Genomic DNA, 26,366 nt, shown 5'->3' on the forward strand with positions numbered 1-26,366 from the left:
TCCCGGACCAGTCCGGCTCCGCCGGGCAGCTGGCTACAGGGCAGGGGGTATCGGTGTGCCACGCAAAGGATCGCCGCGAGCACTTTCCCTGCCGCCCGTCAGGCCACCTCGTCCCAGCCAGCTCCACATCCCCGGGCCCGCATCCGCCCCGGGAGCAGATGCGGTCCCTCCGCCTCTTTCCAGGGCGGTGGCAGGAACGGTCCGAGCCGGGGAGCCTTGCGGTGGTGGCCACGAATCGGGCGGGGATTCACTCCTGCTGGGGGTGGCCGCCATCACCCTCGACCACGAGCCGGTCGGTGCCGGGCTCCTCGGCTCCCTCGACCACCGTCACGTCGATCTCCCCATCACCGGTGGTGTCGAACTGGTAGAGGTCGGCTGTGCCGTCGCCGGTGGTGTCTGTCATCCAGACGTCGGGTTTTCCGTCGCCGTTGGTGTCAGCACTGAGGACGACGTGATGTTCGTCCCCCTGTGTGGTGACCGCTTCTTCGGTGCCTTCGTTGGTTTCCATGACAGGCCGGTTGCCCCCGGGAGGCGGTTCGAAACTGTGTCGTACGAGCCACTGTAAAGGTGAGTGCTTCAAAATTTAGTTGAGATAGACTCTGGAATGAGGCAGGACACTTGATGAGGGTGCACCAAAACACCTTGCATGCTCTGCTGTTTCACTTGCGGTTTACGGGGTGCGCAGGCGGCCGGGCTGGATCGTGTGCGGCTCGGATTGGCAACTCATCTTGTTTCTGTGGGTGTTTGAGGTGAGTTGGTGAGCGTGGTACCGGAGGGAAGTGGCGTGCCGGCCAGAGAGCTGAGGCCTCATCAGCGTGAAGCGGTCGATGCGGTGTGCAGTGCGCTCGAAATCCCTGCAAGATCACGTGTGCTCGGGCAGGGCCTGCGTACACAGGTGATCATGGCGACCGGGTCCGGGAAGACACTCGTGGCGGTCCGCAGCTCGGAGGAGCTCCGTGCGGGCCGGGTGCTGGTGGTCGTGCCCTCTCTTGACCTGCTCGCCCAGACGGAGTCAGCATGGCGCGAGGGGGGCCGCCGGGGGCCGGTGATCGGGGTGTCCTCGTTGCGGGGCGAGGAGGTGTCCTTCCCCAACACCACGGACGTGGACGAGCTGGTGGAGTGGACCCGTGGCCTGGACAAGGTCACCGTGTACGCCACGTACGCCAGCCTCGGTCTGGGCACGCTGGAGCGGGCGCACGTCGCCGGCCTTTCGGCTTGGGACCTGATCGTCGTGGACGAGGCCCACCGCGTTTCTGGCCGGATCGGGAAGCCGTGGGCGGTCGTCCACGACAACCAGAAGATTCCGTCCCTGCGCCGCCTCTACATGACGGCCACGCCCCGGCTGTGGCAGCTCGGGGACGAGGACGAGACCGGCGCACCGGGCGAGCTGGTCGCGAGCATGGACGACAACCCGGACGGGCCTTTCGGTAGCCGCTGCTTCACGCTGACGCTCTCGGAGGCCATCGACCGGGGAATCTGTGCCCCCTACCAGGTTGTATGCGTGGACGTCACCGACACCGCGCTCCAGGCCGCGCAGCTCCTGGGCGCCGAAGGCCGCTCGGCAGAGGTCCGCGGGGCCCGGCTCGCCGCTCTCCAGACCGCGCTGGTGAAGGCATCCTCGGAGGAGGGCTTCCGCCGCACGCTGGTCTTCCACCACATGGTGAAGGAGGCCGAGGCGTTTGCGGCCGGCCTCCCCGACGTCGCCGCGCAGCTGCATGCCTCCGACCCTGAGCTGTATCCGGCCACGATCTGGGCAAACTGGCTGTGCGGCGACCATAAGCCGCTCCACCGGCGGCGTCTGCTGGGCGAGTTCGCCGACGGGATCGCCACCGATGGCACCGTGGTGGAGAAGTGTTTCCTGTGCTCGGTGAAGGTCCTGGGCGAGGGCGTCGACACCAAGCACTGCGACTCCGTCTACTGGGCCGACGTACGCGGTTCCATGCCCGACCTGGTCCAGGCCGTGGGCCGGGCGCTGCGGATGCAGCCGGGCGAGGGCAAGGTGGCCTCGCTCGTGGTGCCGGTGCTGCTCGGACCGGGCGAGACGGCGGACAACATGCTGACCTCCCGGGCGTTCGGCGGGCTGGCCAAGCTCTTGGAGGCGCTGCGGGCGCACGACGCGCGGATCGTGGAGGCCCTCGCGGAGCAGCAGGCCCCGAGCGCCTGCAAGCCCGTCAGCAAGGGGAGCGGCGAGGGCTCCGGGAGCGTGAGCTCCCCCGCCAGGGCCCTGCTGAAGTTCTCCACGCCACGCGACCCGGCTGCTTTGGCAGCGTTCATCAACCTGCGGGTCATCAATCCGGAGCATGAGCACTGGCGCCGGGGTGTGGAGGCCGCTGTGATCTACGCCCGCGAGCGCGGTGACCTGCGGGTGCCGTTCACGTTTCGTGTCCCGGCCGTCAACGACCAGGAGTCTGAAGGCCAGGGGTGGCCGGCCTCGCTCGCCGGGTTCCCGCTGGGGCAGTGGACCGCCGACGCCCGCCGCTTCTACGCCCGCGGGGATATGGACGAGGCCCGTGTCGCCCAGCTGGAGAAGCTCGGCATGATCTGGTCCCACTTCGACGTCGCATGGGAGGCGGGCCTGACCGCCGCGCGCGGGTGGGCCGCCGAACACGGCCACCTCCTGGCCCCGCTGGACGCCACCTTCCAGGGCGCGGCGGTGGGCATCTGGCTGAAGAACGCGCGGGCCGCCGCCCGCAAGGCTGCCGAGAACGAGCAGCGGCGTGCCGAGGGCCTGCTGGTGGGATCGGTGGCCGGGGCGCTGTCGGAGGACCGACGCGAGCAGCTGGAGGAGATCGACGCGTCCTGGTGCCCGTCGTGGCCCGTGACGTGGCAGCGGTGCTTCCACCTCGTGCGGATGCACCTGGACGCGGGCGAGGCGGTGCCCGCCGAGGCGGGCGAGGTCCTGCGCCAGGGTGAAGACCTCGGGCGGTGGGTGACGTCGGTTCGCTACGGGTGGGACCAGCTGAGTGGCGTGCAGCAGTGGATGTGCGAGCAGGTCCTCGGGGTCACGCCTGTGCCCGAGGAAGAGAAGCCGAAGCCGCGTCGTACGCAGGCCGATAAATGGGTCGCCAACCTCGCGGCCGCCCGGCAGTTCTTCGAGCGCGAGGGACACCTCAAGGTGCCACGTAAGCACGTGGAGATCGTGCTCTCCGAAGACGGCCACGAGGACCAGTTCCGCCTGGGGGCGTGGGTCAACAATCAGCGCAGCCGGGCCGCCGCTCTGACCCCGGAGCGGATGGAGCAGTTGTCCGAGGTCGGAATGCGGTGGGTGTAGCAGCGCGCGGGGCGGGTCGAAGCGCAGCCCATGCAACTGTTTCTCGTTAACGCCCAGGGAGAGTTCGCCCCTGCAGAGGATGAGCTTTCCCGTGTGCCAGTTGGCGCCGGCGCTCTCCGAGCTCTGTACGAAGAGGCCCCGCCGCGCACGGGGCGGGGCCTCTTGGCCGTCTGGGCGCTTGTGTGACCGCTGACCACGTCTGCCCGCGGCGCGTCCTCGTTACTCCTGGGTGCGGTCGCCGGGCGCCGCCGGGAGCGTCGGTGGCTGGGCTCCGGCCAGTGGGGTGCGGGTGAGGCTGCCCCAGTTGCTGGCATCCTGGCTGAGTGTCGCGTCAAGCAGTTCCATCGCCTCTTGCGCGATGGTCTGCCGGTCCTCGCCCGCCGCTTCGCGACGCTCGACATTTCTGATGATGCGTTGGAGTTCCGCAAGGATCAGGCTCCGCTGCTGCCACAGATCGTGGTGACGCATGAGGCCGCTCCACGCCGTGATCACGCCGATCACGCCTGCTACCGCGGTGCTGGCCAACCCGAGCCAGGGAGCGTAGGCCCGCCAGGCCGCGACTGCTACGCCCAGCACCGCGATCATTCCGTTCAGAGCGGCGATGCCCACCGTGGTCCGTCGCGCCTTCATCTTCATCAACTCGCGGGTGCGCGTGTACTCCCTGCGGAAATGTTCCAGGTAGTGGGTGGTCACCTCAAGGGCGTCGGCTCCGGTCGGAGGCGGTTCCGTCGGGCGCATGCCTGTGAACCTCTGCTGCCTTACGGCCTGTTGCTCCGTTCCGGGCCTCTGAGTCATGCACGGGATCCTAATCTCGGTAACTTCAGCCCCGGTCGGGGCCGTCCTGCCCGGCCGTGTGTATTCCTCACGTGCTGTCCGGACCCACCTGCGGCGGCGAGGGGTCCGCGTTGTCGTTCCATAGCCGTCCGACCAGGTTGGCCGTGGCCTGGAGCGAGGCCCGCTCGGTGGCCGTCCGCCCGATTTCGACGGCAGGGCATACAAGTTCGGTTGGGCCGGCCCCCTTGCCACCCGCTTCGGCGGAATGGGGTGCCGGCCGTTTTCAGAGATCCTCATCATCGTCCGGGGCATCCGGCGAAGCGAAGTGAAATGGCACGCCAAGATGGCGGGCCGGCGCCCGGCCCGCCTTGGCGGCGGCAATGCCGGGCGGAGAGCCGTCAGGGCGGCGGTAGTCGGTCGCCAGGCGGCTCGCCCCGTCTGGGGAATCCAGGACCGCGACCAGGAGCACGAACCAGTAGTCGTGCACGGTGTCGCCTTCCCGGACGCCTCCACCGCGGCCACCCGGCCCGGGAGGGCTGCGGCGCGCGCTGCGAGTGACGGAAGGTCGAGCGGATCCGGCGGGGTGTGCTGCACTCGGTCGCCGAGGGCCTCGTATCGTGTGTGGGCCACCCGCTCGGCCTCGTGCAGGCCTATCCCCGGCGGACGCGATGCCTCCCAGACGGACCTGACCGCCGACAGCCGACGATCCCGCAGCACGGCGGCGTCCACCTCCCGGCAGGTCCGTTCCTCCAGGTGGGCCCACCAGCCGCTCACTGGGCCACCGGTCGGGTTTTCAGGGCCTGCTGCGTCATAGGCCCGAACGTACGTCAGGGCCCGGAACCCGGACCAACGGCTCCTTGGTGCTGCAGGATCCCGGGCTCTGGCGCAACTTCCGTGCCCCGTCGGCCGGGGCTCGCGCTGGCCTCTGGACGCGCTGCTGGCCTGCTGGTTCGCCAGGGTCGCCGGCCTCGGACGCCGAGATCGGTACGGTTTCACGGAAGTTGTGCCAGAACCCAGTCTCGTGGAGAAGGCCAGGTGACGGACAGCCGTCCAAGGAAGGTCTCGTTCACAGGGCCGGGCAGGGCCGGGCAGGGCCGGGCAGGGCCGGGCAGGGGGTAGCCGGACGCGGCGGCGCGGGCAAAGGCTGTTCCGAATTCCGCATGGCTGTCCGGGCCCGCGATGCCTCAGGGGGCAGCACGTAGGTGTCAGGGCTATGGAACCGGGCGTTGGGGGCGGTCAGGTCGTGGTCGGGTCCGCCCGCGTGGTCCATCTGACCGGCATGTCACTCCTGGGGGCTGGTGGAGACCGTCAGGCGCTGGGGGGGGGGACGCGCAGGGCCAGCAGGGCAGTGTCATCGCTGGCCCACCCGCCGTGGTGATCGGACAGCACGGCGGCCAGCTCTTTGACCGTCGCGGCAGCGTCCAGGCCGGTCGTGGCGGCCAGCGCCGCGGCGAGCTCGGCCTCACCGAAGGTCGGCGGGGCGGCGGCCGGGGTACCGGGGCGCGGCCGGCCCTCACAGGCCCCGTCGGTGTAGAGCAGCAGCAGGTCGCCGGGCGCCAGGCGGTAGCGCACATCGGTCAGCTGCGTGGTGGGCAGCACACCCAGCAGCGTGCCCGGCGTTCCGAGCTGCTGGATACGGCCGTCGACGCGGCGCACCAGCGCCGGCAGGTGGCCTCCCAGTGCGATGCGCCCGGACAGCCCGGCCCGGGTGATGCGGAAGGCGGTGTATACGGCGGTCAGGAAGCGGGGGGCCCGCTGTTCCAGCATCGCGGTGTTCAGCCGGTCCAGAAGCGCGGCCGGTGACGGTGTCTGTCCGGCGTCGGCCCGAACCGTGTAGCGAGCCATCGAGGTCACCTGCGCTGCGGCCACGCCCTTGCCGCACACGTCTCCGAGCACCGCTCCGTAGTAGTGCCCGTGGGTGTGGAAGAGGTCGTAGAAGTCCCCGCCGACCTCGACCCCGGCCCGTCCGCTGGTCGATGCCGGGAGGTAGGACGCAGCGGTCTCCAGGCCCGGTACGGGGCGCAGTGTCGGCGGCAGCAGTCCCTGCTGGAGGCTGTGGGCGAGATCGGCGGAGACCCGGTGCGCCTGGCGGGAGGATTCCAGGCTCTGCCGCAGGTGAATTTCCGCCGAGACCGAGCGAGCCAGTGTTGCCAGGGTCGTCAGATCTCCCGGTGTCCAGGTGCGGGGTTTGTCGTCGATGACGCAGAGACTTCCCAGTACCTGCCCCTGCGGGGACAGAAGGGGGTAGCCGGCCCATGCGCCGATGCGCATGGGCGTGAGCGAGGGGTGGTCGCGGGTACGCGGGTCAGCGGCCGCGTCGTCCACGATGAAGGATTCCCCGTCCAGGCCGACAAGGAAGTAGCAGAAGCTCTCGCGCACCGCGTTCTGCCGGTCGGACAGCTCTTCGGCGTCCACGCCGATGCAGGTCTTCCAGAATGAGCGGTCGGCATCGACCAGGGTCACGAACGCCCGCCCGGAGCCGGTCACCCGCGCCGCCAGCGTCGCCAGGTCCTCGAAGGCCTCCTCCGGCCCGGTGTCCAGCAACCGCGTGGCCGCCACCGCTGCGAGCCGCACCGAATCCGACAGCGCCGCCGGCAGGCCGTCCGGCCGCACGCCCCCCGCGAAATGCACCCCGCTCACCACCGGTCCAGCAACTCCCTCGGGCCCTGTTCGGGCACATAGCAAATCACGCCCCCATCCCCCACGACAGCCTTCCTGTCGCCCGCCCTCGCTGACCACGATCAGTCACGTCCCCTCAGTGATCGGACGGCACATGCTCAAGATCGCGGTGGGCTCGCCGCATCACAGCTGTTGTCACCCGGACCCTCTGGGTTCGCCGGCATCACAGTCGTTGTCACCCGGACCCTCGTGGAGTCCTCGGCGAGGTCGGCGGCCGGCTCCCACGCCCAGGGGTGGGAGCCGGCCGGCGGGCAGGGTGGGCGCATCCGGTGGGAGCCGGGCAGCCCGGTCGTCCAGGTCGGCAAGGATGCCCAGTGCCTCTGTGAACCTCGTTGCGGGCCAGGTCTTCGCCTGCCGTCTGACCGAGGCCGGGCTTTTCGGCGAGCTGCGGGTCTGGGAGCCGCCGGATCTGCTTGACCGTGGGCTCTGCGCGGTGCGGTTGCTCATACAGTGCCGGATCACCCGCGTAAGGGCCTGGCCCTGTCCTGCGTTCGCAGCGCAGGGTCAGGTTGTCGAACGCCTCAAGCCGCTGTCTCATCCAGTCCTGATTCACGGGCCGCATTCCAGGCGCGGAGTCCGGCAATTCCCGGTCTCACCGGCTCGGCAAAGCCAGGAGCAGCGGTAAGGGCCCGCGCCCAGAGGGCGGTTCGGGCCCTTCCGCTGGGATCTACAGGTCGAACTCGAGGTGTTCGATGTCCGTGAACCGGACCTCTTCCAGGCTGCCGGCGCGGCGGCCGCCGTCCTGGAAGTACACCTCCTTGAGCGCTTCGGCCGCGATCTCCTGGAGCCGCTGGTCGGTGGCGCCTTGCTCCTGGGCGTCGAAGAGGCGGGCGGCGTAGCGGGGCGGCAGGGCGATGGTCAGGTGGCGGATGCGGTCCTGGTCCGTCGACCCGATCGGTGCGGTGTAGCCGATGCGGGCGCGGGTGTCGACGACGATGCCGCCCGTGGACGCGGCCTTCGCCTTGGCCTTGGCACGGATCTGCGGCTGCCAGCGGGCCTTCACCTCGCGCTCCAGGCGGGCGGCGAGGTCCGGGCGGGGCTTCCTGATCTGGTCCTTCACGTACCGCTCGACGGTGCGCTGGGAGATGCGCAGCATCTGGGCGACCGCCTTGGTGCCCCCCAGCTGCTTGACCAGGTAGCGCATCTGCGGGCCCGCGCTCTTCGGCGCCGGGCGGGTGAACGCCTTCTGCACCGCGGCTTCCAGGCCGTCCCCGAACAGGCTCATCGTCGCGTTCTCCTACTCTCCCCTGTCGACGTCGGTGACGGTGCCGTCCTTGATGTACCGGGCGAGGTTGAGCTCGGGGGCGTGGAACTGCTCGCGGACGCCCTCGCCCCACAGCACGCTCTGGGTGCCCTCCCACTTCACCAGGCCTGGGTTCACCCCGAGCTTGAAGCCGCCGGGCAGCGGCTTGCCGTCCCGGTAGGGCAGGAAGTCCAGCGGGGAGGGCCCCTGGGAGGCGTAGACGGCGCAGTCCGAGAGGACCGCGACCGGGTACTGCCCGGTGAAAGCGGCATGCCTGACGATCTTGCGGTGCATGTTGATCCGGGTCCGGGAGATAACGGCGGCGCGAATGTCCGGCCGCCAGGTGGGCCGGGCGAGGGCCCGCCAGGGCTGCCCAGGTTTCCAGCCCTCGCCGCGCGGGCGCTCGCGCAGCTTGCCGATGCCGCCCTTCACGGACGCCTTGACCGCGGACACCACGATCGCCAGCTCAGGGTCACGCTGCCGGTAGCCGTCCATCGCCTTCAAGAACTCCTCCGGCGACAGATCGGCGCCCACCCCGAGGTCGGCCATCGTAGCCAGGTAGGCGTCACGCAGCCGCTGGTACCAGCCGTCCAGGTAACGGCCGTTGTCGTACCGGACCCATGCCTCGATCGGTGTCACGTCGTAGCCGAGCTCCACCGCGTAGGCGACGGTGGGCGTGGCGTACCACGCCGGGCCCTCGGGCCGTTCACCCTTCGGTGTGAACGGGCTGGGCAGCAGCGAGCCGTCCAGGTCCGCCCACGTGTCCTTGGCCACCTTCACCCTCGACAGGTCGGCATGGGACAGGTCGACCAGCCAGGAGCCGGGCAGTTTCGCGTCGAAGACGGGGTTCTTGACGTGCACCGGTGCGCCCAGGCCGACCGTGAGGCCGTTCGCGCCGGCGGCGAAGGCCATGTTCACATCGATGCCCACCAGGTTGCGGTGCAGGCATTCGGCGTCAGTGAGCGGGCGCGCCCAGTCGTACGCCTCCTCCACCAGAACCTCCGCCGGGGTGCGGTGGTGGAAACGCGGCAGGTCCGCGAGCAGCGGGTGGCCGTCGGGAGCCTCGCACGGTGCACACTGAACCGGGTCCCTGCCCAGCGAGCCGGGGTTGTGCTCGGAGTGCCGCTTGCCCCTCTCATCGGGTTCGGAGGCACGGGTCGGCGGATGCAGGGCGGTCATCAGTTCCAGACCGGTCACGGCGGTCGATCCGCGCGGCGTCATCACCCGGGCCGCATACGTGCCCAGCAGCCGGGCCAGATCCGCCGGTGGCAGCTGCCCCGTGTCCGCCCAGTGCCGGGTGTCGAGCGCGTCCCACGACGGGATGCACAACTGCACGCACGCCCGCTCCGAGCCCTGCGCGGGGCGGTAGATCCGCGCCCACGGCCCGAAGCCGCGCTTGGTCAGCTGCCAGCTGGCGCGCGTCAGCTGCTTGATGACCTTGTGGCCCTCCGGGATCCGCCCGGCCAGGCGCTCCTGTGGTGCGAGCGTGACCGGCAGGCCGTAATACTCCAGCGCAGCCCTGGTGAGCACGAGCAGCGGATCGCCGTCCTTGCCCGGCCCGGACAACTTCGGCTGACCGAGCCGCCCCTGGCTCAGCGTCCACTCCACCAGAGCGGCGATCGACTTCGCCGGTACGTCCAGGACCAGGCCCCCGACGCAGTACGCCAGCACCTGACCATCTGCGTCGACGTCGACGACCGCGAGCGGCCCGTTCTCGAACCGTGCATCACCACCACCGCCGTCGCTGGCGGCGGGGGCAGCCTTACGCGCGGGCGGCCGACGCGGTGCCGGCCTGGTCGTGGCCACCGGATCCGGCACGACGGCAGAGACCAGCGCGGTGTCCTCGGAAACAGGCCCCGGCGCCTGGTCTGCGGGTTCGGGGCGGGCTTTGGCCGGTTCAGCTCCCGTTGGCGCAGGAGCGGCTGCGAGGACAGGCGTCCCGGGGACCGCCGTGTCCTCACAGGGCACCGGGGCGCCTGCGGGGTAGAGCTGGGCAAGCTGCTTCAGCAGGCGGGCGTAGGCATCACGCTCCGGCGGCCGCGGTTCGGTCCTGCCGGCCTCCCAGCCGGACACCGTGGCCCGGCGCACCTGCAGAGCGGCGGCCACCTCGTCCAGCGTCAGGCCGTGCGCCTGGCGCAGCCTCTTGCGTTCCGCCGGAGGCGGCAGCGTTGAACGGGACGAAACCAGCGCATCAACCGCATCGAACAACTCTGACATGCAGCACCTCCAGTCCCCCAACCCTAGCCTGAAGCGCACCTTTCGCGTACTGAACGCGTACGGATGACGTAAATGACGGTTGTGGCCCGGCATCCCCGCCCGTACCGCGAGTCGGCCTGGGGGTGGCGCGTACCGGCCACCACTGGTGGCAGCGTCCCCCGGAGCCCGGGAGGGCATCGGCATCCACGACCCGGCCAAGTCCTCCGCCGGCGTCGCCATCGCCTCCGGACCCCCGGTGGCTCCACACCCCCCGGTTCCGGGCCGCGGGAGAGTAATCGCTCAAGCGCGCCCGAGGCAACGGGATGCCACCTCCAACAGGAAGCACCGGCACTGCCGGTGTACGCGAAGGGATCCGTCAGGACGGAACCAATGATGTACACGGTGCTCTCGGCGAAGGAGCGCCAAGTTCCCCCGGGCACAGCACCCGCCGGCCCGGACGCTCTGCAGTGATGCCACCCTCGCCCACAACGCGTGAAAGGCAGACCGTGCACACAGCGCCTGAACAGAGGCCGACAGCCGGATGCACCGGCGAGCCCGGATACGGAAGACCAGTCCCGGCACCCGCCGCACGGCCAGGGCCGCATCCGGCACGGCTCCCGTACCAGTACCAGTACCGGCTCCCGTACCAGCTCCAGTTCCAGTACCAGTTCCAGTACCGGCCAGAACGCGAGGGACACGAGGGACACGAGCAGCGGGCACGCCACAATCGGCGCCTACACCGAGGCTCGGCCGCCGTGCCCGGGGCAGAGAGGGGTGCCGTCCGGGGCGTCGGGGCCGCAGAAGTCACGGATAACGGGGTGGGTGGGAACGCAGGCGTTGGCGGGGCTTCAGCCGTGGGATGGGGGTCACGCACGGATATGGGCTCCAGCACCAGGCGGGGCTTCCTCCCGGTGAGTCAGGGCCTTTGGTGTGTCAGGACTCTGGGTGCGCCTCCGTCCGGAGCCTCCACGAGCCCCCGGGGCAGCCTGCCGGGAGGGGCGGGAATCGGTGGCCTTTCACATCGGTGCTCCAGTGGTGGCCGCGCCGCAGTCGCACTCGTAGATCCCGCTCTCCGGCACCACCTCGCCCGGATGCCAGGACGTCTGCTCTTCGCTCATGTCCCCTGCGTACGTCGCCCGCGGGTCGGGGCGCGACTCCGGGAACCCACCCGGCATGAGCAGCTGAGCCCCGGAATGCTCAGCCGACGGAACCGCGAACGAAAGGCGTAGAAGAGCGTTTCATTCCAACAGGGGTGTTTGGTAACGCGGGCGTAGGCGCTTGGCCTGGGAACTCTGCGTGTGAGACAGGCGGCGCCCATCACCTTCCATCGCTTCCTCCCTCGGAGCGGGGCCTGCGGAGCATGACCATCAGGAACGCCGCAACCAGCAGCACCACCCCTGTCACGGTACTCAGCGCGCCGGCCGTCCCAACGCTGCTCCACAGCCCGCTTTCCACGCGTCGGCAAGTCGATTCACACGTCCACGACATCGCCCCGTCGCTATGCGCACCAGCAACGCCGGCCAGACCGAGTACGAAGAACGAGATTCCGCACCGGACCATCCAGCGTGCGGCAAACAGGTACCCGCGCGAGTGAGTGTCGACCATGCGACCAGAGTCCCAGCCGCCCGGTCGGCAGGCAACGGTACCGAACACGATCGGGCAGTTCCTTCAGCGCCCGGGACAACCCACCACGGTCACAGCCACCAAAAGCGATGCAGCCGGGGTAGTCATGGCCCTTCCTCCGGATCACCCCGAGGTGGTCCACGAGCCACTCCCAGGGTTGGTTGACAGCTACGAGCCACAGAATGAGCAGGCCCGCGGATAGCACGGCCGGGAACGCGACGAGGGAAAAGAAGAAGGGCTTGCCAGACACTGGTTTCGATCGAGGTCGCGGTCGCCAGGAGGAATGCCGTGACGGTCAGCCCCAACAGAGCCAGGAGGATGCAGATAATCAAGTCCAGGATCCCGCCGCCCTGGTGGGCCTGGATGCCGGCGCTGAGCGTTGCCGTGACGGTGCAGGCCAGCACGGCCGCCCGCGCTGCACAGACCCAGGCCCAGATGAGGACTGAGACCGCGTCCGTCTCACCGGGGCGAGCCTGCGGCGCGAGTGCGTGTACAGCTCTGGGCATCTGGACGGCCGCGGCCCAGCGCATCCGCCACGCAGGAAGTCCCTTGGGCTTTGTCCACGAGCTTGGGTTCTGGTCCAACTTCTGTGGAGCTCACACGCTCTGTAACGTGTCGGGATCGGATGGCCCCTCGTGGCTCTTTGAAGCTCCTATAGATCGTCAAGCTGATCTGCTGGGTCAATAGGGTGCGTTTGTGGCTCGGTTCGATGAGGTGAAGACGACGTTCTGGGGCGAGGGCGTGTATGGGGTTCAGCCTCCGCTGACCGACGCGGTCATCCAGGACGCCGAGTGTCGGCTCGGCGTTCGCCTGCCGGCCTCGTTGCTGGACATCCTGCGGGTTCAGAACGGTGGCCTGGTCGCGGAGTCGTGGAACGCGTTCCCGACGGACGTGCCGACGTCGTGGAGCGAGGACCACGTTCCGCTCGACGAGATCAGGGGCATCGGCCGTCAAGACGGCCAGCCGTCTTTGCTGGACTCGGGTTACCTGGTTGAGGAGTGGGGTCTCCCTTCGCCTCTGGTTCTGCTTTCCGGTGATGGTCACTGCTGGATCGCTCTCGACTACCGGACCTGCGGCCGGCTCGGAGAGCCGTCCGTGACGTGGTTCGACGTGGACGACGGCACGGAGCTCCCGCTGACGCGAGCACCGCGGCGGCCGATGGCACCCTCCGCACCATCGAACGGTTGCGGTGGGCAGGTGCGATCCTGGAACCATGAACCATCTCGGCGAGGCGCATCTGCGCACCTGGACGCTGCGCTTCATGGCTCTCCTGGCAGCCGACGCCCGAGATCAGCTTGTCTGGCTGGGCGAGCGTGAACTGGAGACGAAGGACGTCGTCGAAGAGGTGGAGCTGCTCTGCCGTGTCTCCGAAGAGCTCGCGGAGCGCAGAGCCTTCGAGCCCGAAGACATGCGTAATCTCCGGGCCATCGGCCAGCGCCTCGGCGAGATCGACGCCACCTGCCGCGTCGGCCTCTGGGGCAACGCCCTGGCCACGGATCCGTCGTGGGACGACATCCGTTTTCTTGCCCGCCGGTTCCTCCTCGCGAGGTCGGGCGAGTGGCGTCAGCTACTGCCACGTCCTGTGCCCCCGGACACGGGCGGCCGCTGAGCACATCCAGGGTGCCTCCCGGGTCGGAGATTCAGCGTTCGAATTCGCGGTGGCTCCGGTGCATCCCCAAGTCGTGAACATCTGCTGTCCGCTCTCGGTTCTGGCACAGATCTTGGGGAGTCGTCGCTCAGCGTTACCCCGCTGTTCGATTGCGAGAAGACTGGTTCGCGCGAGACCGCGTACGCCCTGTAGTTCCCCACCGGAATTGACGCTCCCTCAGGTGTCCGTCGGCCGCTGCCGTGGTCAGTTGTTGACCGTGATCGTGCTGGTCATGCAGACCGATGCACCGTTCTGGGACTCGCTGGTGTTCGACGGGATCGACGAGGTGGACATCGAGGCGGTTACGGCCGCGGTCGGCACGGTCGAGGTGATGGCGAGAAGCCGCGCGGTGGGGGCGGCATGTCCAGACTGTGGTCGCTTCTCAGACCGAGTCCACGACCGCTATCAGCGCAGGCTGAAGGACCTTCCGCTCGCTCCACCCCCGAAACGCAGGCCCTTTTCAGACCGACGACGTCAACGCGTTCCGCAAGTTCACTGTATTGGGTGACGGTGTCAATGAGGCGCGAATACCAGGCTACGCCTTCCACGACCACGACACCTATACGCCCGATCCCACGATTTGCCCCTCAAGAGATGTCCATATACGCGGGCAAACCCCAGCCTCAACATCACCCGCTTTCAGGTCTTCTTATGATAGATGACTCTCCATCCCCAACATAGGCCCAGAGAACCAGCTCTCTTTTACGGATAGCCACTCGAAGCGTGACTGTTCCTCCCGACTCACATCTTAGGTTCACCACCCACTCGTCGGCATAGTCGTCAAGCGACCACTCCCCCTTCCCTTTGATTACTTCCTTCGAAATCACCTCCACTCCCGCACCACCCGTATAGGAGGTATTCAACGAATTCGCCGAAAACCTTCCGCCCTTCTCCAGAACAAGAACAGCAGCTCCCCCATCCTCACCCCGCCAGGAACCGATAATCTCGGACTCATCCACGCTAGACACATCACCCAAGTCAGGCGTCGAGCCGCACGCAGAGACGAGCCCAACACACAGGAGGAAAACTGTACTTGCAATTACATTCCGCAGAGTTGAAAACATCTGAATTCCCCCTACCTCAGTAAAGCAACGTTTCTCGCCACGTAATCGTCTGACTAACCGGCGCCATAGCGCCCGCGACGCCGACGGTCCAGACCGAGTTGGTCAGGGTGCTCACTCGGCGGCTGCCACAACTGAGGCTGCGACAGCCGATGCCGTTCGTCAGCCTGTTCTTCCCAGTGAAAACGGTCATCCGCGTCGGGCCACGCGACTTGCAGAACAGGGAAGGGAGGTCGTCGGTAGAACCCGATGGCCCGCCCGAAGAAGGTCCGGTACCAGCGGAGGTCAACGTGCCTGAGCGCGACGTGGTGACCGTCGACAATGCCAGGGTGCCTCTGGCCGTCAGCCAGTACAGCGCCGGCGGCGGACTTCTCTCCGATGCTGTTGAGCATGCGGTGCATGGCGTGGATATCGAGTCCGAACATGGCGAGCTCGGAAGCGCCGTGAGTGTGTGCGAGGCCGATCGTGTAAGCGAATCCAGGACCGGCGTCGTCCTCGGGAACCATGACGACGTGCCATCCGTGCTGCTGCACATTCTCGATGATCGTCAGATCCATGCGGTCCGCTTCGTCTCGGTCGCCGTAGTCATGGCAGAGGACGCAGCGGCACTGGAACGGATCAGCAGTCATACGTGGAGGCTAGGAGGTGAGCGTTCGGGCCGGACAGCCGGGCTCGCGACCACCCTTTCAATCGAACGACGCGGTCCCTCTGCGACCGGTCCCCAAGATCTGTGCCAGAACCGAGATTGGGCAGCAGTTGTTCAGCACTTCGGACAGCGCCCAGACGGGCTCCCGATTCGAACAGCAAGCAGCCGTAACGAGGGGCAAGTGGGGCGGTCAAGTGTGTCCCAGACTCAGGTCGGGCTCGCTGCGGAGGGTCCGAGCCTTCCGATGACCTCGCGCATCTCCTCTTCGTCGGCCTCGTAGACCGTCTCCCCCATTCGTGGATCCCGGGCGTGGAGCGTGTGGATGAGTGGGCCGTGGGGCGATCCGAGGTGGACGAGGGAGGCCGACGGGCCGTGGACGGCGCGCTCGGTGCCGGGGCGGGCGGTCAAGTCGATGCGGCTCACGACGCCAGGCGTGACCGAGACGGTGGCCTGCTCCAGGCGCCCCAGGATCTGCAGGTGGAAGTGCCCGCAGAGGATGAGCTGGACGTCGGTCCCGCGGATCGTCTCGGCCAGTTCGGCGCTGTTCTGCAGGCCCAGCGCTCGCTGAACCTCGACGTCCAGTGCGACCGGCGGGTGGTGGAAGGCCAGGACGGTGCCCACCGGTGCCGCCGTGGCCAGCAGTTCGCGGAGCCAGTCGAGTTGGCCGCCGTCCAGCCGGCCGTAACCCTTGCCCGGCACGAGCGTGTCCAGTGTGATCAGCCGCCATCCATCCACTGTGCTCGCCCCCGCCCGCTCACCGGCCGCTCCCTCATATGCCGTCTCGGGCTGGAAGTGGCCGATGCCGAGCACGTCGGCGAATGCGGTGCGGTCGTCGTGGTTACCAGTCGTGTAGAAGACGTTAGCCCCTCGTCGGCCCGCGTAGTCGGCCAGGAGTTCACGCGCCCGTGCGTATGCCTCGCGCGAACCGTCGTCCGCGACGTCGCCGGTGACCACCACCGCGCCGAGGTCGCGCAGATGGCCCAGTTCGGCCAGCAGCCCGCGCAGTGCAGCAGTGCCATCCGCGCCATCGGCGTCAGGGCCGCCGGACCGATCGAGATGGGTGTCGGAGAGATGCAAGATACGCATGAGCTGACGCTAGCCTCCAGCACCCACGCCGGGCCAGGGCCTTTCTCACTACGCGCTCCCTCCCATCTGCCGACCCCGGCTACCCTGCCCCTGAAATCGAACGGCGACAGAGCTGGGTGCTGTCCGAAGTGCTGAACAACTGCTGCCCAGTCTCGGGCTCTGGCGCAACTTCTGTGATGCCGTAACTTTCTGCCATGCGTGCGCTTCCAAGCCGAACGGGAGAGCGACTGATGGCCGGTGGAGTCGTTCTCGACGGAGAGCTGACCCGTCTTGTCCCGACAACCGAGAGTGATTTGGACCTGCTGGCCCAGTGGTTCGCCTCCCCCGACTTCGTCGAGCACTGGGGCGGACTACCGATTTCGCGTGCCGAGGTGGCTGAGAAGTACGTGGGGAGGCGCCGGCCGCGTGTGGAGTCCTTCCTCGTACTGGCAGGGAGCACGCCGGTGGGCTACGCACAGTACTGGCGGGCCCGAGCGGCTGAAGGCGGCATCGACATGGTATTGGCACCGGAAGCAAGGGGACGGGGCTTGGGACCGGATGCCGCTCGCGTGCTCCTTGCGCACTTGGGCGGGAACCTCAGGTGGCGGCGTGTGACAGTCGATCCCGTGAGAGGGAACCAGCGGGCCGTACGCGCCTGGGAGAAGGCCGGCTTCCAGCAGGTGTCAAGCGAGGCCGAGGACCTCCTCATGGAGTTCAGGTTCCCCGAGGGACGCCTGAACTGACCCCTGATCGTTCATCACTCACGTGCACTCTTCACAGAAGTTGAGCCAGAACCCGTCGCGGTTCTGGCTCACCTTCCGTGGAGGGCTGACTGAGTGTGATGTCAGTGTTGTGTGGTGGGATGGCCGGACTCTGCTGCCGTGACCTGCTGGGAGACCGCCTTCATGCCCGTGTACTCGTCTCTGACTCACGCCCTGGCCGCGGCCTTGGTCGATGCCCTGTGGTTCATCGAGGGCAGTGAAGACGAGCAGATGGATCCAGGGCCTTGACCCCTGATGTTGGACACACGAGACACTGGATCCTGCGGATCTGAGAACGGACATCTCGTGGTCATGAAGAACTACCCGCCGCAGTTCAAGGCGGACGCGGTCGCGCTGTACGAGTCGCGGCCCGAAGCGACGATCAGGTCGGTCGCCGCCGATCTGGGGATCAACCCGGAGACGTTGCGGAACTGGGTTCGGGCAGCCGGAGTAAGCCGTCCTCGGGGACGGCGGACGCAGGAACCCTCTCAGCCGCCGGCCCCGCTGGAAGCGGAGAACGCAGCCTTGCGGAAGAAGGTCCGTGAGCTGGAGGAGGAACGCGAGATCCTGCGCAAAGCGGCGAAGTATTTCGCCGGGGAGACGCGCTGGTGAACCGCTTCCAGTGTGTCGCCGACCTCCAGCGCCGTCACGGCGTGAAGCGGCTGTGCAGCATCCTCGGAGTCAGCCGCTCGAGCTTCTACTACTGGCAACGGACGGCCGCTGACCGGGCCGCCAGGCGGGCGGCTGATGCCCGCCTGGCGGCCCGGATACGGGCGGTGCATCAGGAATCGGACGGCACTTACGGCGCCCCCAGAATCACTGCCGAGCTTCGCGAGGAGAACGGTGAGGCGGTCAACCGCAAGCGGGTCGCCAGGACCATGAGGGCGTCCGGGATCGAAGGAGTCCGCCTTCGCCGCCGGCACCGCACCACCGTCCCAGATCAGGCTGCGGCCAAGGCCCCGGACCTGATCGTCCGCGACTTCACAGCGGACAGGCCGAACACGAAGTACGTCGGCGACATCACCTACCTGCCCATCGACGGCGGGAAGTTCTGCTACCTGGCGACCGTCATCGACCTCGCCTCGCGCCGTCTGGCCGGCTGGGCGATCGCCGACCACATGCGCGCGGACCTCGTCACCGGCGCCCTGGCCGCGGCGATCCGCACCGCGGCAGCCTCGCCGGATCGATCATGCACACCGACCACGGAGCACAGTACACGAGCAGAGCATTCGCCGAAGCATGCAGGTCAGCAGGGGTTCGGCAAAGCATGAGCGCGGTCGGTTCCAGCGCGGACAACGCACTCGCCGAATCCTTCAACGCGACCTTCAAACGCGAGACCTTGCAGGGACGAAAGAGCTGGCCAGACGAGCGTGAGGCGCGACTCGACGCCTTCAGATGGCTCCACCGCTACAACACCCGACGCCGACACTCCCGCCTCGGACAACGATCACCGATCGCCTTCGAGAACGCCTTCCACCTCACACCAACTACGCTGGCACAAGCCGCATATGCCGTGTTCAGGATTCGGGGTCAAGGCCCCACTGCCGTCCGCGCCGTTCCATGCTGTTTGACGAGCTGGCGGATCCGCTCTTCGGCCCAGCTCAGCATGGCTGAGCCGATGCCCTGGCCGCGATGCTCGGGCAAGAGGTAGCCGCGGTGCAGGTACAGCCACGTATCGTCCCGCTCTTGCCACCACCGGATCGTCGCATAGCCGACGACGCTCTCGTCGAGCACCACCAAGATCTGGTTCTTGGCGGGCTCCTCCAACTTGGCAGAAGCTTCGCCGATCTCGGCCGCTGTCGGGAGCCCTTCCACTACCGAATGGACATCGACCCGGTCCCGTTCAACACACCCCAGCCGCACCGCGGCCATGGCGCCGTGGTCCTCGTCGCCGCGATACGGCCGGAACCCGAGGCCGACCGGAAGGTCCTGTCCTGCCGTGCCATCCAACATGACCGGATGTTCTCGAACTTCGAGGCAGGTCCGCCACCCTATTCACGCCGCGGTCGTCTGCGACCGTTCAAGGAGCTGGCCGCGTTCAAAGCGGGCCCCAGTGCGGACGAGGGCAACGAGGTGGGGTGCATTCACGGCTCGCCACCGGGCCTGGGCGGACTCGACGAGCTTGAAGACCATCGCCAGGGCGGCAGCCCGGGATCCGGCGCCCTTGGTGACCTTGGTTCGCAGACGGACGGTCGCAAAGGTCGACTCGATGGGGTTGGTTGTCCGCAGATGGATCCAGTGCTCGGCGGGGAAGTCGTAGAACGCGAGCAGTTCGTCCTCGTCATCGACGATCTTCTTGACGGCCTTGGGGAACTTCGCGCTGTACTGCTTGGCGAACGCCTTGACCGCGGCGGCCGCGTGCTCCTTGTCCTCGGCGTTGTAGATGTCCTGGATGGCCTTCTTTGCCGCGGGCTGAGCTGACTTCGGGAGGCTGTCGAGGCAGTTGGCCGTCTTGTGAACCCAGCACCTTTGGTGGCGGGTTTCGGGGAAGACCTCGTTCAACGCGTTCCAGAAGCCCAGGGCTCCGTCACCGACGGCGAGGACGGGAGCGCGCATGCCGCGCCGCTGGCAGTCTCGCAGCAGGCTCGCCCAGGACTCCGTGGACTCGCGGTAGCCGTCGGCCATTGCGATCAGCTCCTTGGTTCCGTCAGCGCGCACGCCCATGACGACCAGGACCGCGGCCTTCGCCTCCTCCAGCCGTATGCGCAGGTGAATACCGTCGGCCCAGACGTAGACGTAGTCCGTGGTGGACAGGTCGCGCTCGCTGAACGCCTTGTGGTCAGCCTGCCACTGGGCGGTCAGCCGGATGACAGTGGCCGGCGACAGGCCAGCCGAGGAACTGCTCGAGCGCGGGCACGAAGTCCCCGCTGGACAGGCCGTGGAGGTAGAGGAGCGGCAGCACCTCGCTGATCTTCGGGGACTTGCGGCACCACGGCGGCAGGATCGCCGAGGAGAACCGCTTGCGCTCGCCGGTTGCCTCGTTGATGCGCTTGTCGTTGATGCGTGGGGCCTTCACCTCGATCACCCCGGCCGCGGTCGCGACCTTCCTGGTCTGGTGATAGCCGTTGCGGACCACCAAGCGGCGCCCACTCTCGTCCCGCTGGTCGGCCAACTCCGCTATGTGGGAGTTGACTTCAGCCTCCAGAGCGGCGGCCAGCATTCGCCTCCCGGACGATGTCGTCGATCAGAGAGCCGGTCTCGGTCGTTCCATCGGCATTCACCACGCTCAGCACGGGCGTGCCTTGCTAACCGACGGTGCAACGTCGGCCTACTCGATGACCAGAAGTCGATCACTCGGGAAGGTACGCCCTTCGCGTCCACCCCGAGGCCGATCCACAGGTCATGAGCATTGCTCCGGGCACGCTGCCCTCATGGTGTTGGCCGTCTCTGCCCGGTTCAGGTTCGGCGCGAGACGGCCTGGCGGGGAAGGCGAGAGCCGTCCGGCCAGGGCGTGCGCCGTGGGTCTCCCGCTGGGCAGGTACGACGCGAGTCGCGTCACATTGCCTTCATGCGAAGGGAGTTGACGCCTGTTGCTCCAACTTCGTGGCGTGGACCTGATCAATCCGTGTACGGTAAGGATCTTCGGGTTCACGAGCGGGAGACACAGGGGACACACCGCCATGACGCGCGAGCCGGACGGACTGCAACCTCACCCACCGATGCCGTCGCAGCCACCAAGGCTCACACCCGATCCGCCGGAGCCACCAAGGCCTACACCCGATCCGCCGGAGCCGGCTCATCACGGGCCGCCGGCGTGGTCCTGGTGGGTCGTCGGCATCCTGATACCTGTCGTCGGCGTCCTCGCCACCGTATTCGCACAGAGCAGCAACAAGGACTCCGGTGATGCGAGTCCGGCCGCTGGCGCCTCGGCCACGGCCCGGGAATCGGCGACTGTCGACGTCAGCGATTCACCGGAACCGGAAGAGACTGCCAGCGGCAGCGATCTGACGACGCTGGAACCCTCCCCATCAGACACGGCTACCGTGAAGATCCTCAAGAGGGGCGAATTCACGCTGCCCGTAGGGAACAGCGCGGATCTCGAAAACGGCACTGTCGGAGAGTCCGTCAAAGCCCCGGACATCTACTTGGCCGAAGACGTCGCGTACTTCTCGGGCATGAACGGACGCGTAGCCCACCCCTCCGGCGGCGCCACCGCCAAGACGTGCGCGACAGCACTCGCAGGCTCCGAGGTCAAGCAGACCGGCAACATCCAAGACGGCTTCGACGAGGGCACCTGGTACTGCATCCCGACCAGTGCAAACCACCTTGCCGGAGTCCAGTGGTTGAGCACCAGCGACAAGGGCGAGCGGTTCCACTACATCGTGTGGGACATGCCCGCGCCGTCCTCCGACACGGACTGACCCCCGCAAGGGCGACGGCCTGGCCCCCGCGGAGTGGACCCGGGGCCGACCAAAGAGACAGAACCGTCCTCCCGCGCAGTCATCCCGTGCGCCGCCCTGTCGTGCCTGCGTCTGCTGCGCCCTCTCTACCGGCGTTCCCGGTTCGCCAGGGACTGCACCGTGCACGGTGTAACTCCCATGCAGAGAGCGGCAGTTGATGACTGGCGTGACGATGGGCGCCGGGACGGACGAGGCCGGTGTGGATGATGCTCTGGTGGCTCAGGTGGTGGCCCGGGCTCAGGCCGGCGGGCTGCAGGTGACCGGTGAGGGCGGGGTACTGGACATCGGGCACGGCCTCGGTGGTGGTCCAGCCAGCCCGGTGCAGGGCGGCAGCCACGTCGGACAGGTACGGGCCGGCCAGGTCCATAGAGGCGGGAGTACGTCTGGGTTACGACTCGGCAATGGACCGTTCGGAAGGATGTTTTCCGAGTGATGGTGGGGACATGTCTGATCGTGACGGCTCACAGCCTTCCGGCAGGAAGGACGCGCTCACCGGAGGTTGTCTGCTACTGCTTGTGCTGGTGGCGGATGTGGCGGCCGCACTGCTGATCGCCATCGTGCTCGCAGTTCGAGGGCTGGACCGGATGGACAGCAGCTCCGGGCAGACCGCGACCAGCGGGTCGCCCCAAGACTGGGCTCCGGTCCTGGGTTTCGGTGCGCTGGCCCTCGTGGTCGGCATAACAGCCGTCGTACTGCTGCGGATCGGACACCACGCCATCGGGGCGGTGCAGATGATTCTCTGCGCCCTTGTGGCACTCATCGCGCTGACATCCTGGCCGTGACCCCCGTGCTGCCACGGCAGCCGAAGATGCCCTGGCACAGGAAAGCCGTGCTGGACCGGGGCGTACGAGCGATATTGATACCAGAGGGCGCTGGCAGCCATCTCACCTATACGACCGATACCGTGACCCGCTCGGCCTGGGAGGACCACGTCATGGTCCAGCAGTTCTTAGGCGGTAGGTCCGCCAGCAGCCCGAGCACCAACTTCCCTACGCGGCGGCGTGGTTCGACCCACGCGAACCGACCTGCGATCCGGCCCATCAGGCCGTCGAACGCCTCCTGACAGCGGGCAGGGTCTGCCCTGTGTCCCGCGGCCACCGCATGATCGTTTGTCTTCACACACCAATGATCAACGGTGGCTGCACCCTCGTCGCCTCAGACGCCATCGGCCCCTGCGAACGCGAGGAGACCACCTGTGCAGGCCGCAGCATACGAAGCACTCCTCATCGGGGGCCGCGCCGGAGTCGGCAAGACCACGGTCGGCTGGGAGATCTCCGCGCAACTGCAAGCCCTACACACCGCCCACTGCCTGATCGAGGGCGACAACCTGGACCAGGCATTCCCCGCCCCGGCCGACGACCCCGCCCGCACGAAGATGACCGAGGCAAACCTCGCCGCCATCTGGCGCAACTACGCCGCTCTGGGATACCGCAGGCTGATCTACACCAACACCGTCTCCGTTCTGGAGCCCGACCTGATCGCCCGCGCCACGGGCGGCACACCCCGCATCACCGCGGTCCTCCTGACCGCCGACGACGCAACCGCCCGGCAGCGCCTGGGCACCCGGGAGATCGGAAGCCAACTCGACGCCCACGTCACCCGGAGCACTGCCATGGCCCAACACCTGGAAGCCACCGCGCCTCCATGGGTCGCACGAGTACCCACCGACGGCCGCTCCGTCACCGACATCGCACGCGACGCCATCACGGCAACAAACTGGTCATCCCAATCGGCACAGACCACAGATCACGACCTACGGCTGGAGTAGCCGGGCATCCGGAGAGGGCTCCGCTTCTTCGGGTACCCGGCCGCGGGTCGCGCCACGTCATCGGTGCGCGGCCCGTCACCTCGTGTACATCGAGGAACCGAGGACGACCTGGTGGCCGGTGATCCCGAAGTCCACGCCCGACGGCGTGGAACGGGCAGCGGTGAAGCCGGCGTTCTGCGGCAGGGACACCCGCCACACGTAGGAGTGTCCACCGATGCCCGGCACCGCGACGCTGATCTCGTCGCCCTGCGCCAGCAGACTTCCGCCGGTGTCGACCTTACGGCCGTCCCAGGTGCCGCTGACCCGGATCCGCGCCTCCTGCCCGTGCGACCCGGCCGCAGGGCCGACGGTGAGTGCCCCGCCCTTGCCCATCAGCCGCGTGATCACACCGGACAGCGCCTCGTAGGAGAAGGACACGTCGCCGGTGACGAGGTTCGCCTGCGCCGTGCGGGAGGACAGCGAGGTGACCGTCACGTCGTGCAGGTCGAGGGCGAGCTTCCGCACGTCGAGGTAGTCGCCTTGCGCGTTCGACGTCGTGCTGAGCGAGAAGTTCCCCGCACTGATCGTGACATGGCCGAGCTCGCGGCCCGCCGCCTGCGTCAGGAACGGGTAACCATGGATCGACACATGGGTGAAACCATCCGTCGAGCCCGCACCGTAACCGTACTTCTGCTGCGCGAGATGAGCCGCCTCCCCCTCCGCGAAGTGCACCGCGAACCGGTCCGCCACCGTAAACAGCACAGCCAGCACGACGACCACGATCGCAAGCACCTTGACCCAACGCCGTCTCATTCCCCTGCCCCCATCCCGTTGCCGCGCCCCCCTGGCAGCGGCCACGCCGCCGAACAGAGACACGACGACGGGGAATAGTAACGCCGGCCCAGGTCGCCTGCCCACCGGGTCTGTACAGCAAATGTTCGCGCCGGCCACGACCGTCGCCTACGCACGCCGCCTGGCATTCATGATCCGCGACCGCCGCAGTGAACACCTCGCTCTCGGCGTCTGGATGGCCGACGTCCGCCTCGACGGACAACGCGACCTCCGCACCCTGGCCAATGGCATGCGACGCGACCACGCAGCCCTCACCACGACCTACACATCCGGAGCAGTCGAGGGAAACGCCACCAGGATCAAGCTCCTGAAGAGGCATATGTGCGGCCGCACCAACTTCGATCTCCTGCGACGCCGCATCCTCCTCTCACCATGATCAAGAGGTCACCCCCCCCCAAAAAAAAATCGGCGACAGAACCCAGCAGTTGCGCCAGAACCCGTTCTCGTGAACAAAGCCAGCTGACGGATCAACATCACGCGGTGATCCTCCCCAACGCCAAGAAGGCGGACGTCTGCCGGGAAGGGCAGCGCGGTGGAGTGTCCGGAGAGAGCCCCGGACATCGTCAGATGCTGGAGGCTCTCTGGTGCTGGCAGCTCTGACCGGCAAGGTTTACCGGGTTGGCGGGAGCCGGACGACGTGGCGCTGAGCGGCTCCGAGGACCTGCCAGTGGGGGTGCTCGCAGGGTGGGCCTCGTACGTGCTCGGCCAGGTGTTGTTGTAGCCCCGGTGTAGCGTCCAGGCCGCAGATGATCTGCAGGAGACCGGAGGCGCGTTATGGCGAGTGCGACAGGTACGACAGGAGAGCTGGGAGAGACTGCTGGCGGGGGCCCTGGAACGCCTCGCCGATCTGCGCACCGTGCGGTGGACGCCGAACTCGACGCCCTCAAGAATGCTCTTGACCACCAGCGCAATCACGTCATCGGAGTCCTCGAAGGACTGCCGGAGGAGGATCTGCGGCGGCCGGTCCTGCCCAGCGGCTGGAGCTGTCTGGCGTTGCTGCGTCACCTCACCGTGGACGTCGAACGCTTCTGGTTCCTCGGGGTGATCGCGGGCGATCCGGATGTGGCCGGACAGTTCACTGCGGGCGCGGAGGCGCACTGGTACGTGCCCGAGGGGATGAGCGCCGAGCAGGTCTTCGCCGATTACCGGGCAGCCATCACGGCCGCGGACACTGTGCTCGCCGCCACGGCGCTCGACCAGGAGCCGGCTGCTTGGCCTGGGGAGTTCTGGCCGACCTGGCGACTGCCTGATGTGCGGCGCATCCTGATCCACGTGCTCACCGAAGTCGCCTGCCACGGCGGCCACTTGGACGCGGCACGCGAACTGATCGACGGCGCCACGTGGCTCGGCGGTAACCCCTACGCCGGCTGATCCTGTGACCGGATGAGGTTCGCCGGGTTCCGCAGGCCGCGGAGGCGAGGGGGCGTCCGCCCCATCGGATGCCCTTCTCGCTGCGGATCCGGGCCCGCTCGCGGCGCTGGGCGGCGAGCACGTCGGGATGGCGGGCGTGGTGTTCCAGAAGGGGTGCCACCAGATGCGGGCGGACAGGAGGAGCAGGCGGCGGCGCAGTGCGGTGTTGCCGTACTGGCGGGGTGCTGCGAGGGCGTCGTACGTGGTGTTGAGGTCGCGCCGGGCCTGGACAAGGCCGGCGGGAGGGGGGCACCCATTCCCCGCATTAGATCGCGTGTTCGATTTTCTTGTCACGTCTGGACGCGCGCGTCCGTACTCGTTCCCCGGCTCCGCGGCTGCCGATAAGGCGGCCTGAGAACGGTGTCCGTCGATCTTGCTCTCGAGATGCCAGCCGGGGCCGGTCCGGGCTGCGGGTTCAGGGGGTGAGGGCGGTGACGACGTCGCCGGGCGTCGGCGTGGTGCCTTCCGCGAGGTAGCGCACATCCTCGCCCTCCGGAGGGATAACGGCGCCCCGGGCGACGGGGTGTCGGCGGGATGTCGCGGTGCGCCACCCGTGCCGCTCGTCCCACACCAGGACAGGGGCCGGGGCGTGCTCGGCATCGAGGACGAGCACGGCGACGACCTGTTCGTCGGCGGGGTGCTGGACGTCGGGCACGGCCTCGGTGGTGGTCCAGCCGGCTCGGTGCAGGGCGGTGGCAACGTCGGCTAGGTGCGCCCCTGCCGCGCAGCGGCCGGGGCCCGTTCGGGCGCGCACCGCGCTCCCGAACAGGGAGGGGGCCGGACTGGCGGGGCGCGAAGCGGCCCGGCGGGCCGGCCCCCTCGGGCATGAGAGCGCGCAGCGCTCGGTCCGAGGAGCGCAGCGGATCACCCCGCACGCGGCACCCCGTCAACCCCCCGCCACCGGGCCACTCATACTGAACGGGCCGTCAGGCCCAGTGCGCCCGAGCCGTCAGGCTCCCGCCCCCTTTACGAACCCCCGCTGCGCCCCGT

General features: G+C 68.1%; 20 protein-coding genes and 5 pseudogenes. 10 read left to right on the forward strand and 15 right to left on the reverse strand.

The genetic code is table 11. From position 1 onward, the window contains the following. Positions 1–247: 247 nt before the first annotated feature. Positions 248–508, reverse strand: coding sequence for a hypothetical protein (locus OG521_00005; protein WUW19257.1), 261 nt, complete (start codon positions 506–508; stop codon positions 248–250). Positions 509–784: 276 nt separating this feature from the next. Here OG521_00005 and OG521_00010 point away from each other — a divergent pair, with 276 nt between their 5' ends. After that, positions 785–3,271: a Helicase associated domain protein gene (locus tag OG521_00010; protein ID WUW19258.1), complete on the forward strand. Its 2,487-nt coding sequence runs from the start codon at positions 785–787 to the stop codon at positions 3,269–3,271. Positions 3,272–3,490: 219 nt separating this feature from the next. Here the strand turns inward: OG521_00010 and OG521_00015 are convergent, their stop codons facing one another. The 5 genes from OG521_00015 to OG521_00035 form a co-directional block, all read right to left on the reverse strand. After that, positions 3,491–3,964 (reverse strand): SLATT domain-containing protein, encoded by a 474-nt coding sequence (locus tag OG521_00015; protein WUW19259.1) that lies wholly within the window; start codon positions 3,962–3,964, stop codon positions 3,491–3,493. Between the two features lie 364 nt (positions 3,965–4,328). After that, complete coding sequence (locus OG521_00020; protein WUW19260.1) at positions 4,329–4,532, reverse strand: hypothetical protein; 204 nt, start codon at positions 4,530–4,532, stop codon at positions 4,329–4,331. Positions 4,533–5,353: 821 nt separating this feature from the next. Beyond that, positions 5,354–6,688 carry a SpoIIE family protein phosphatase gene (locus OG521_00025; GenBank protein ID WUW19261.1) on the reverse strand — a complete coding sequence of 445 codons (1,335 nt, stop codon included), beginning with the start codon at positions 6,686–6,688 and terminating at the stop codon, positions 5,354–5,356. A 703-nt stretch (positions 6,689–7,391) separates the two neighbouring features. After that, entirely contained in the window at positions 7,392–7,949 is a 558-nt protein-coding gene (locus OG521_00030; protein ID WUW19262.1) for an XRE family transcriptional regulator, read from the reverse strand. A gap of 12 nt (positions 7,950–7,961) precedes the next feature. Next, on the reverse strand, positions 7,962–10,184 hold the full coding sequence (locus OG521_00035; GenBank protein ID WUW19263.1) for a helix-turn-helix domain-containing protein: 2,223 nt from the start codon (positions 10,182–10,184) through the stop codon (positions 7,962–7,964). Positions 10,185–12,999: 2,815 nt separating this feature from the next. On the opposite strand from OG521_00035, the gene OG521_00040 reads away from it, so the two are divergent. After that, entirely contained in the window at positions 13,000–13,395 is a 396-nt protein-coding gene (locus OG521_00040) for a hypothetical protein (GenBank protein WUW19264.1), read from the forward strand. 220 nt (positions 13,396–13,615) lie between these two features. Further along, a complete protein-coding gene (locus OG521_00045; protein WUW19265.1) occupies positions 13,616–13,942 on the forward strand; it encodes a hypothetical protein in 327 nt (108 codons plus the stop codon). 121 nt (positions 13,943–14,063) lie between these two features. Here OG521_00045 and OG521_00050 read toward each other — a convergent pair whose 3' ends face one another. From OG521_00050 to OG521_00060, 3 genes are all read right to left on the reverse strand, one after another. Next, a complete protein-coding gene (locus tag OG521_00050; protein WUW19266.1) occupies positions 14,064–14,393 on the reverse strand; it encodes a hypothetical protein in 330 nt (109 codons plus the stop codon). Positions 14,394–14,551: 158 nt separating this feature from the next. Continuing rightward, positions 14,552–15,124 carry a DUF4262 domain-containing protein gene (locus OG521_00055; GenBank protein WUW19267.1) on the reverse strand — a complete coding sequence of 191 codons (573 nt, stop codon included), beginning with the start codon at positions 15,122–15,124 and terminating at the stop codon, positions 14,552–14,554. A 224-nt stretch (positions 15,125–15,348) separates the two neighbouring features. After that, positions 15,349–16,227: a metallophosphoesterase gene (locus OG521_00060; GenBank protein ID WUW19268.1), complete on the reverse strand. Its 879-nt coding sequence runs from the start codon at positions 16,225–16,227 to the stop codon at positions 15,349–15,351. 230 nt (positions 16,228–16,457) lie between these two features. On the opposite strand from OG521_00060, the gene OG521_00065 reads away from it, so the two are divergent. Both OG521_00065 and OG521_00070 read left to right on the forward strand, forming a co-directional pair. Continuing rightward, positions 16,458–16,949: a GNAT family N-acetyltransferase gene (locus OG521_00065; GenBank protein ID WUW26531.1), complete on the forward strand. Its 492-nt coding sequence runs from the start codon at positions 16,458–16,460 to the stop codon at positions 16,947–16,949. 324 nt (positions 16,950–17,273) lie between these two features. Continuing rightward, a pseudogene (locus tag OG521_00070) lies at positions 17,274–18,432 on the forward strand (IS3 family transposase). A gap of 74 nt (positions 18,433–18,506) precedes the next feature. Here the strand turns inward: OG521_00070 and OG521_00075 are convergent. Then, positions 18,507–18,920: pseudogene (locus OG521_00075) on the reverse strand (GNAT family N-acetyltransferase). 42 nt (positions 18,921–18,962) lie between these two features. Then, a pseudogene (locus OG521_00080) lies at positions 18,963–20,200 on the reverse strand (IS256 family transposase). A 387-nt stretch (positions 20,201–20,587) separates the two neighbouring features. Between OG521_00080 and OG521_00085 the strand changes: the two are divergent. Beyond that, positions 20,588–21,328, forward strand: coding sequence for a hypothetical protein (locus tag OG521_00085; GenBank protein WUW19269.1), 741 nt, complete (start codon positions 20,588–20,590; stop codon positions 21,326–21,328). Between the two features lie 482 nt (positions 21,329–21,810). Further along, positions 21,811–22,149, forward strand: a complete 339-nt coding sequence (locus OG521_00090; GenBank protein ID WUW19270.1) for an inner-membrane translocator — start codon at positions 21,811–21,813, stop codon at positions 22,147–22,149. A 142-nt stretch (positions 22,150–22,291) separates the two neighbouring features. On the opposite strand, the pseudogene OG521_00095 reads toward OG521_00090, so the two are convergent. After that, positions 22,292–22,465, reverse strand: a pseudogene (locus OG521_00095) (IS701 family transposase). Between the two features lie 97 nt (positions 22,466–22,562). Between OG521_00095 and OG521_00100 the strand changes: the two are divergent. Continuing rightward, entirely contained in the window at positions 22,563–23,135 is a 573-nt protein-coding gene (locus tag OG521_00100) for a hypothetical protein (protein WUW19271.1), read from the forward strand. 75 nt (positions 23,136–23,210) lie between these two features. Here OG521_00100 and OG521_00105 read toward each other — a convergent pair whose 3' ends face one another. Further along, the gene (locus OG521_00105) at positions 23,211–23,927 is read right to left on the reverse strand and encodes a DUF2993 domain-containing protein (GenBank protein ID WUW19272.1); all 717 of its coding nucleotides are present in this window, start codon (positions 23,925–23,927) and stop codon (positions 23,211–23,213) included. Positions 23,928–24,048: 121 nt separating this feature from the next. On the opposite strand from OG521_00105, the gene OG521_00110 reads away from it, so the two are divergent. Both OG521_00110 and OG521_00115 read left to right on the forward strand, forming a co-directional pair. Next, on the forward strand, positions 24,049–24,342 hold the full coding sequence (locus OG521_00110) for a transposase (GenBank protein WUW19273.1): 294 nt from the start codon (positions 24,049–24,051) through the stop codon (positions 24,340–24,342). A gap of 485 nt (positions 24,343–24,827) precedes the next feature. Then, positions 24,828–25,337 (forward strand): DinB family protein, encoded by a 510-nt coding sequence (locus tag OG521_00115; GenBank protein WUW19274.1) that lies wholly within the window; start codon positions 24,828–24,830, stop codon positions 25,335–25,337. Here the strand turns inward: OG521_00115 and OG521_00120 are convergent. Both OG521_00120 and OG521_00125 read right to left on the reverse strand, forming a co-directional pair. Beyond that, positions 25,243–25,476, reverse strand: a pseudogene (locus OG521_00120) (hypothetical protein). The gene OG521_00115 and the pseudogene OG521_00120 sit on opposite strands and share 95 nt — an antisense overlap. 315 nt (positions 25,477–25,791) lie before the next feature. Continuing rightward, positions 25,792–26,130 (reverse strand): DUF6292 family protein, encoded by a 339-nt coding sequence (locus OG521_00125; GenBank protein WUW19275.1) that lies wholly within the window; start codon positions 26,128–26,130, stop codon positions 25,792–25,794. Positions 26,131–26,366 lie beyond the last annotated feature (236 nt).

Source organism: Streptomyces sp. NBC_01463 (assembly GCA_036227345.1).
Taxonomy (GTDB): domain Bacteria; phylum Actinomycetota; class Actinomycetes; order Streptomycetales; family Streptomycetaceae; genus Streptomyces.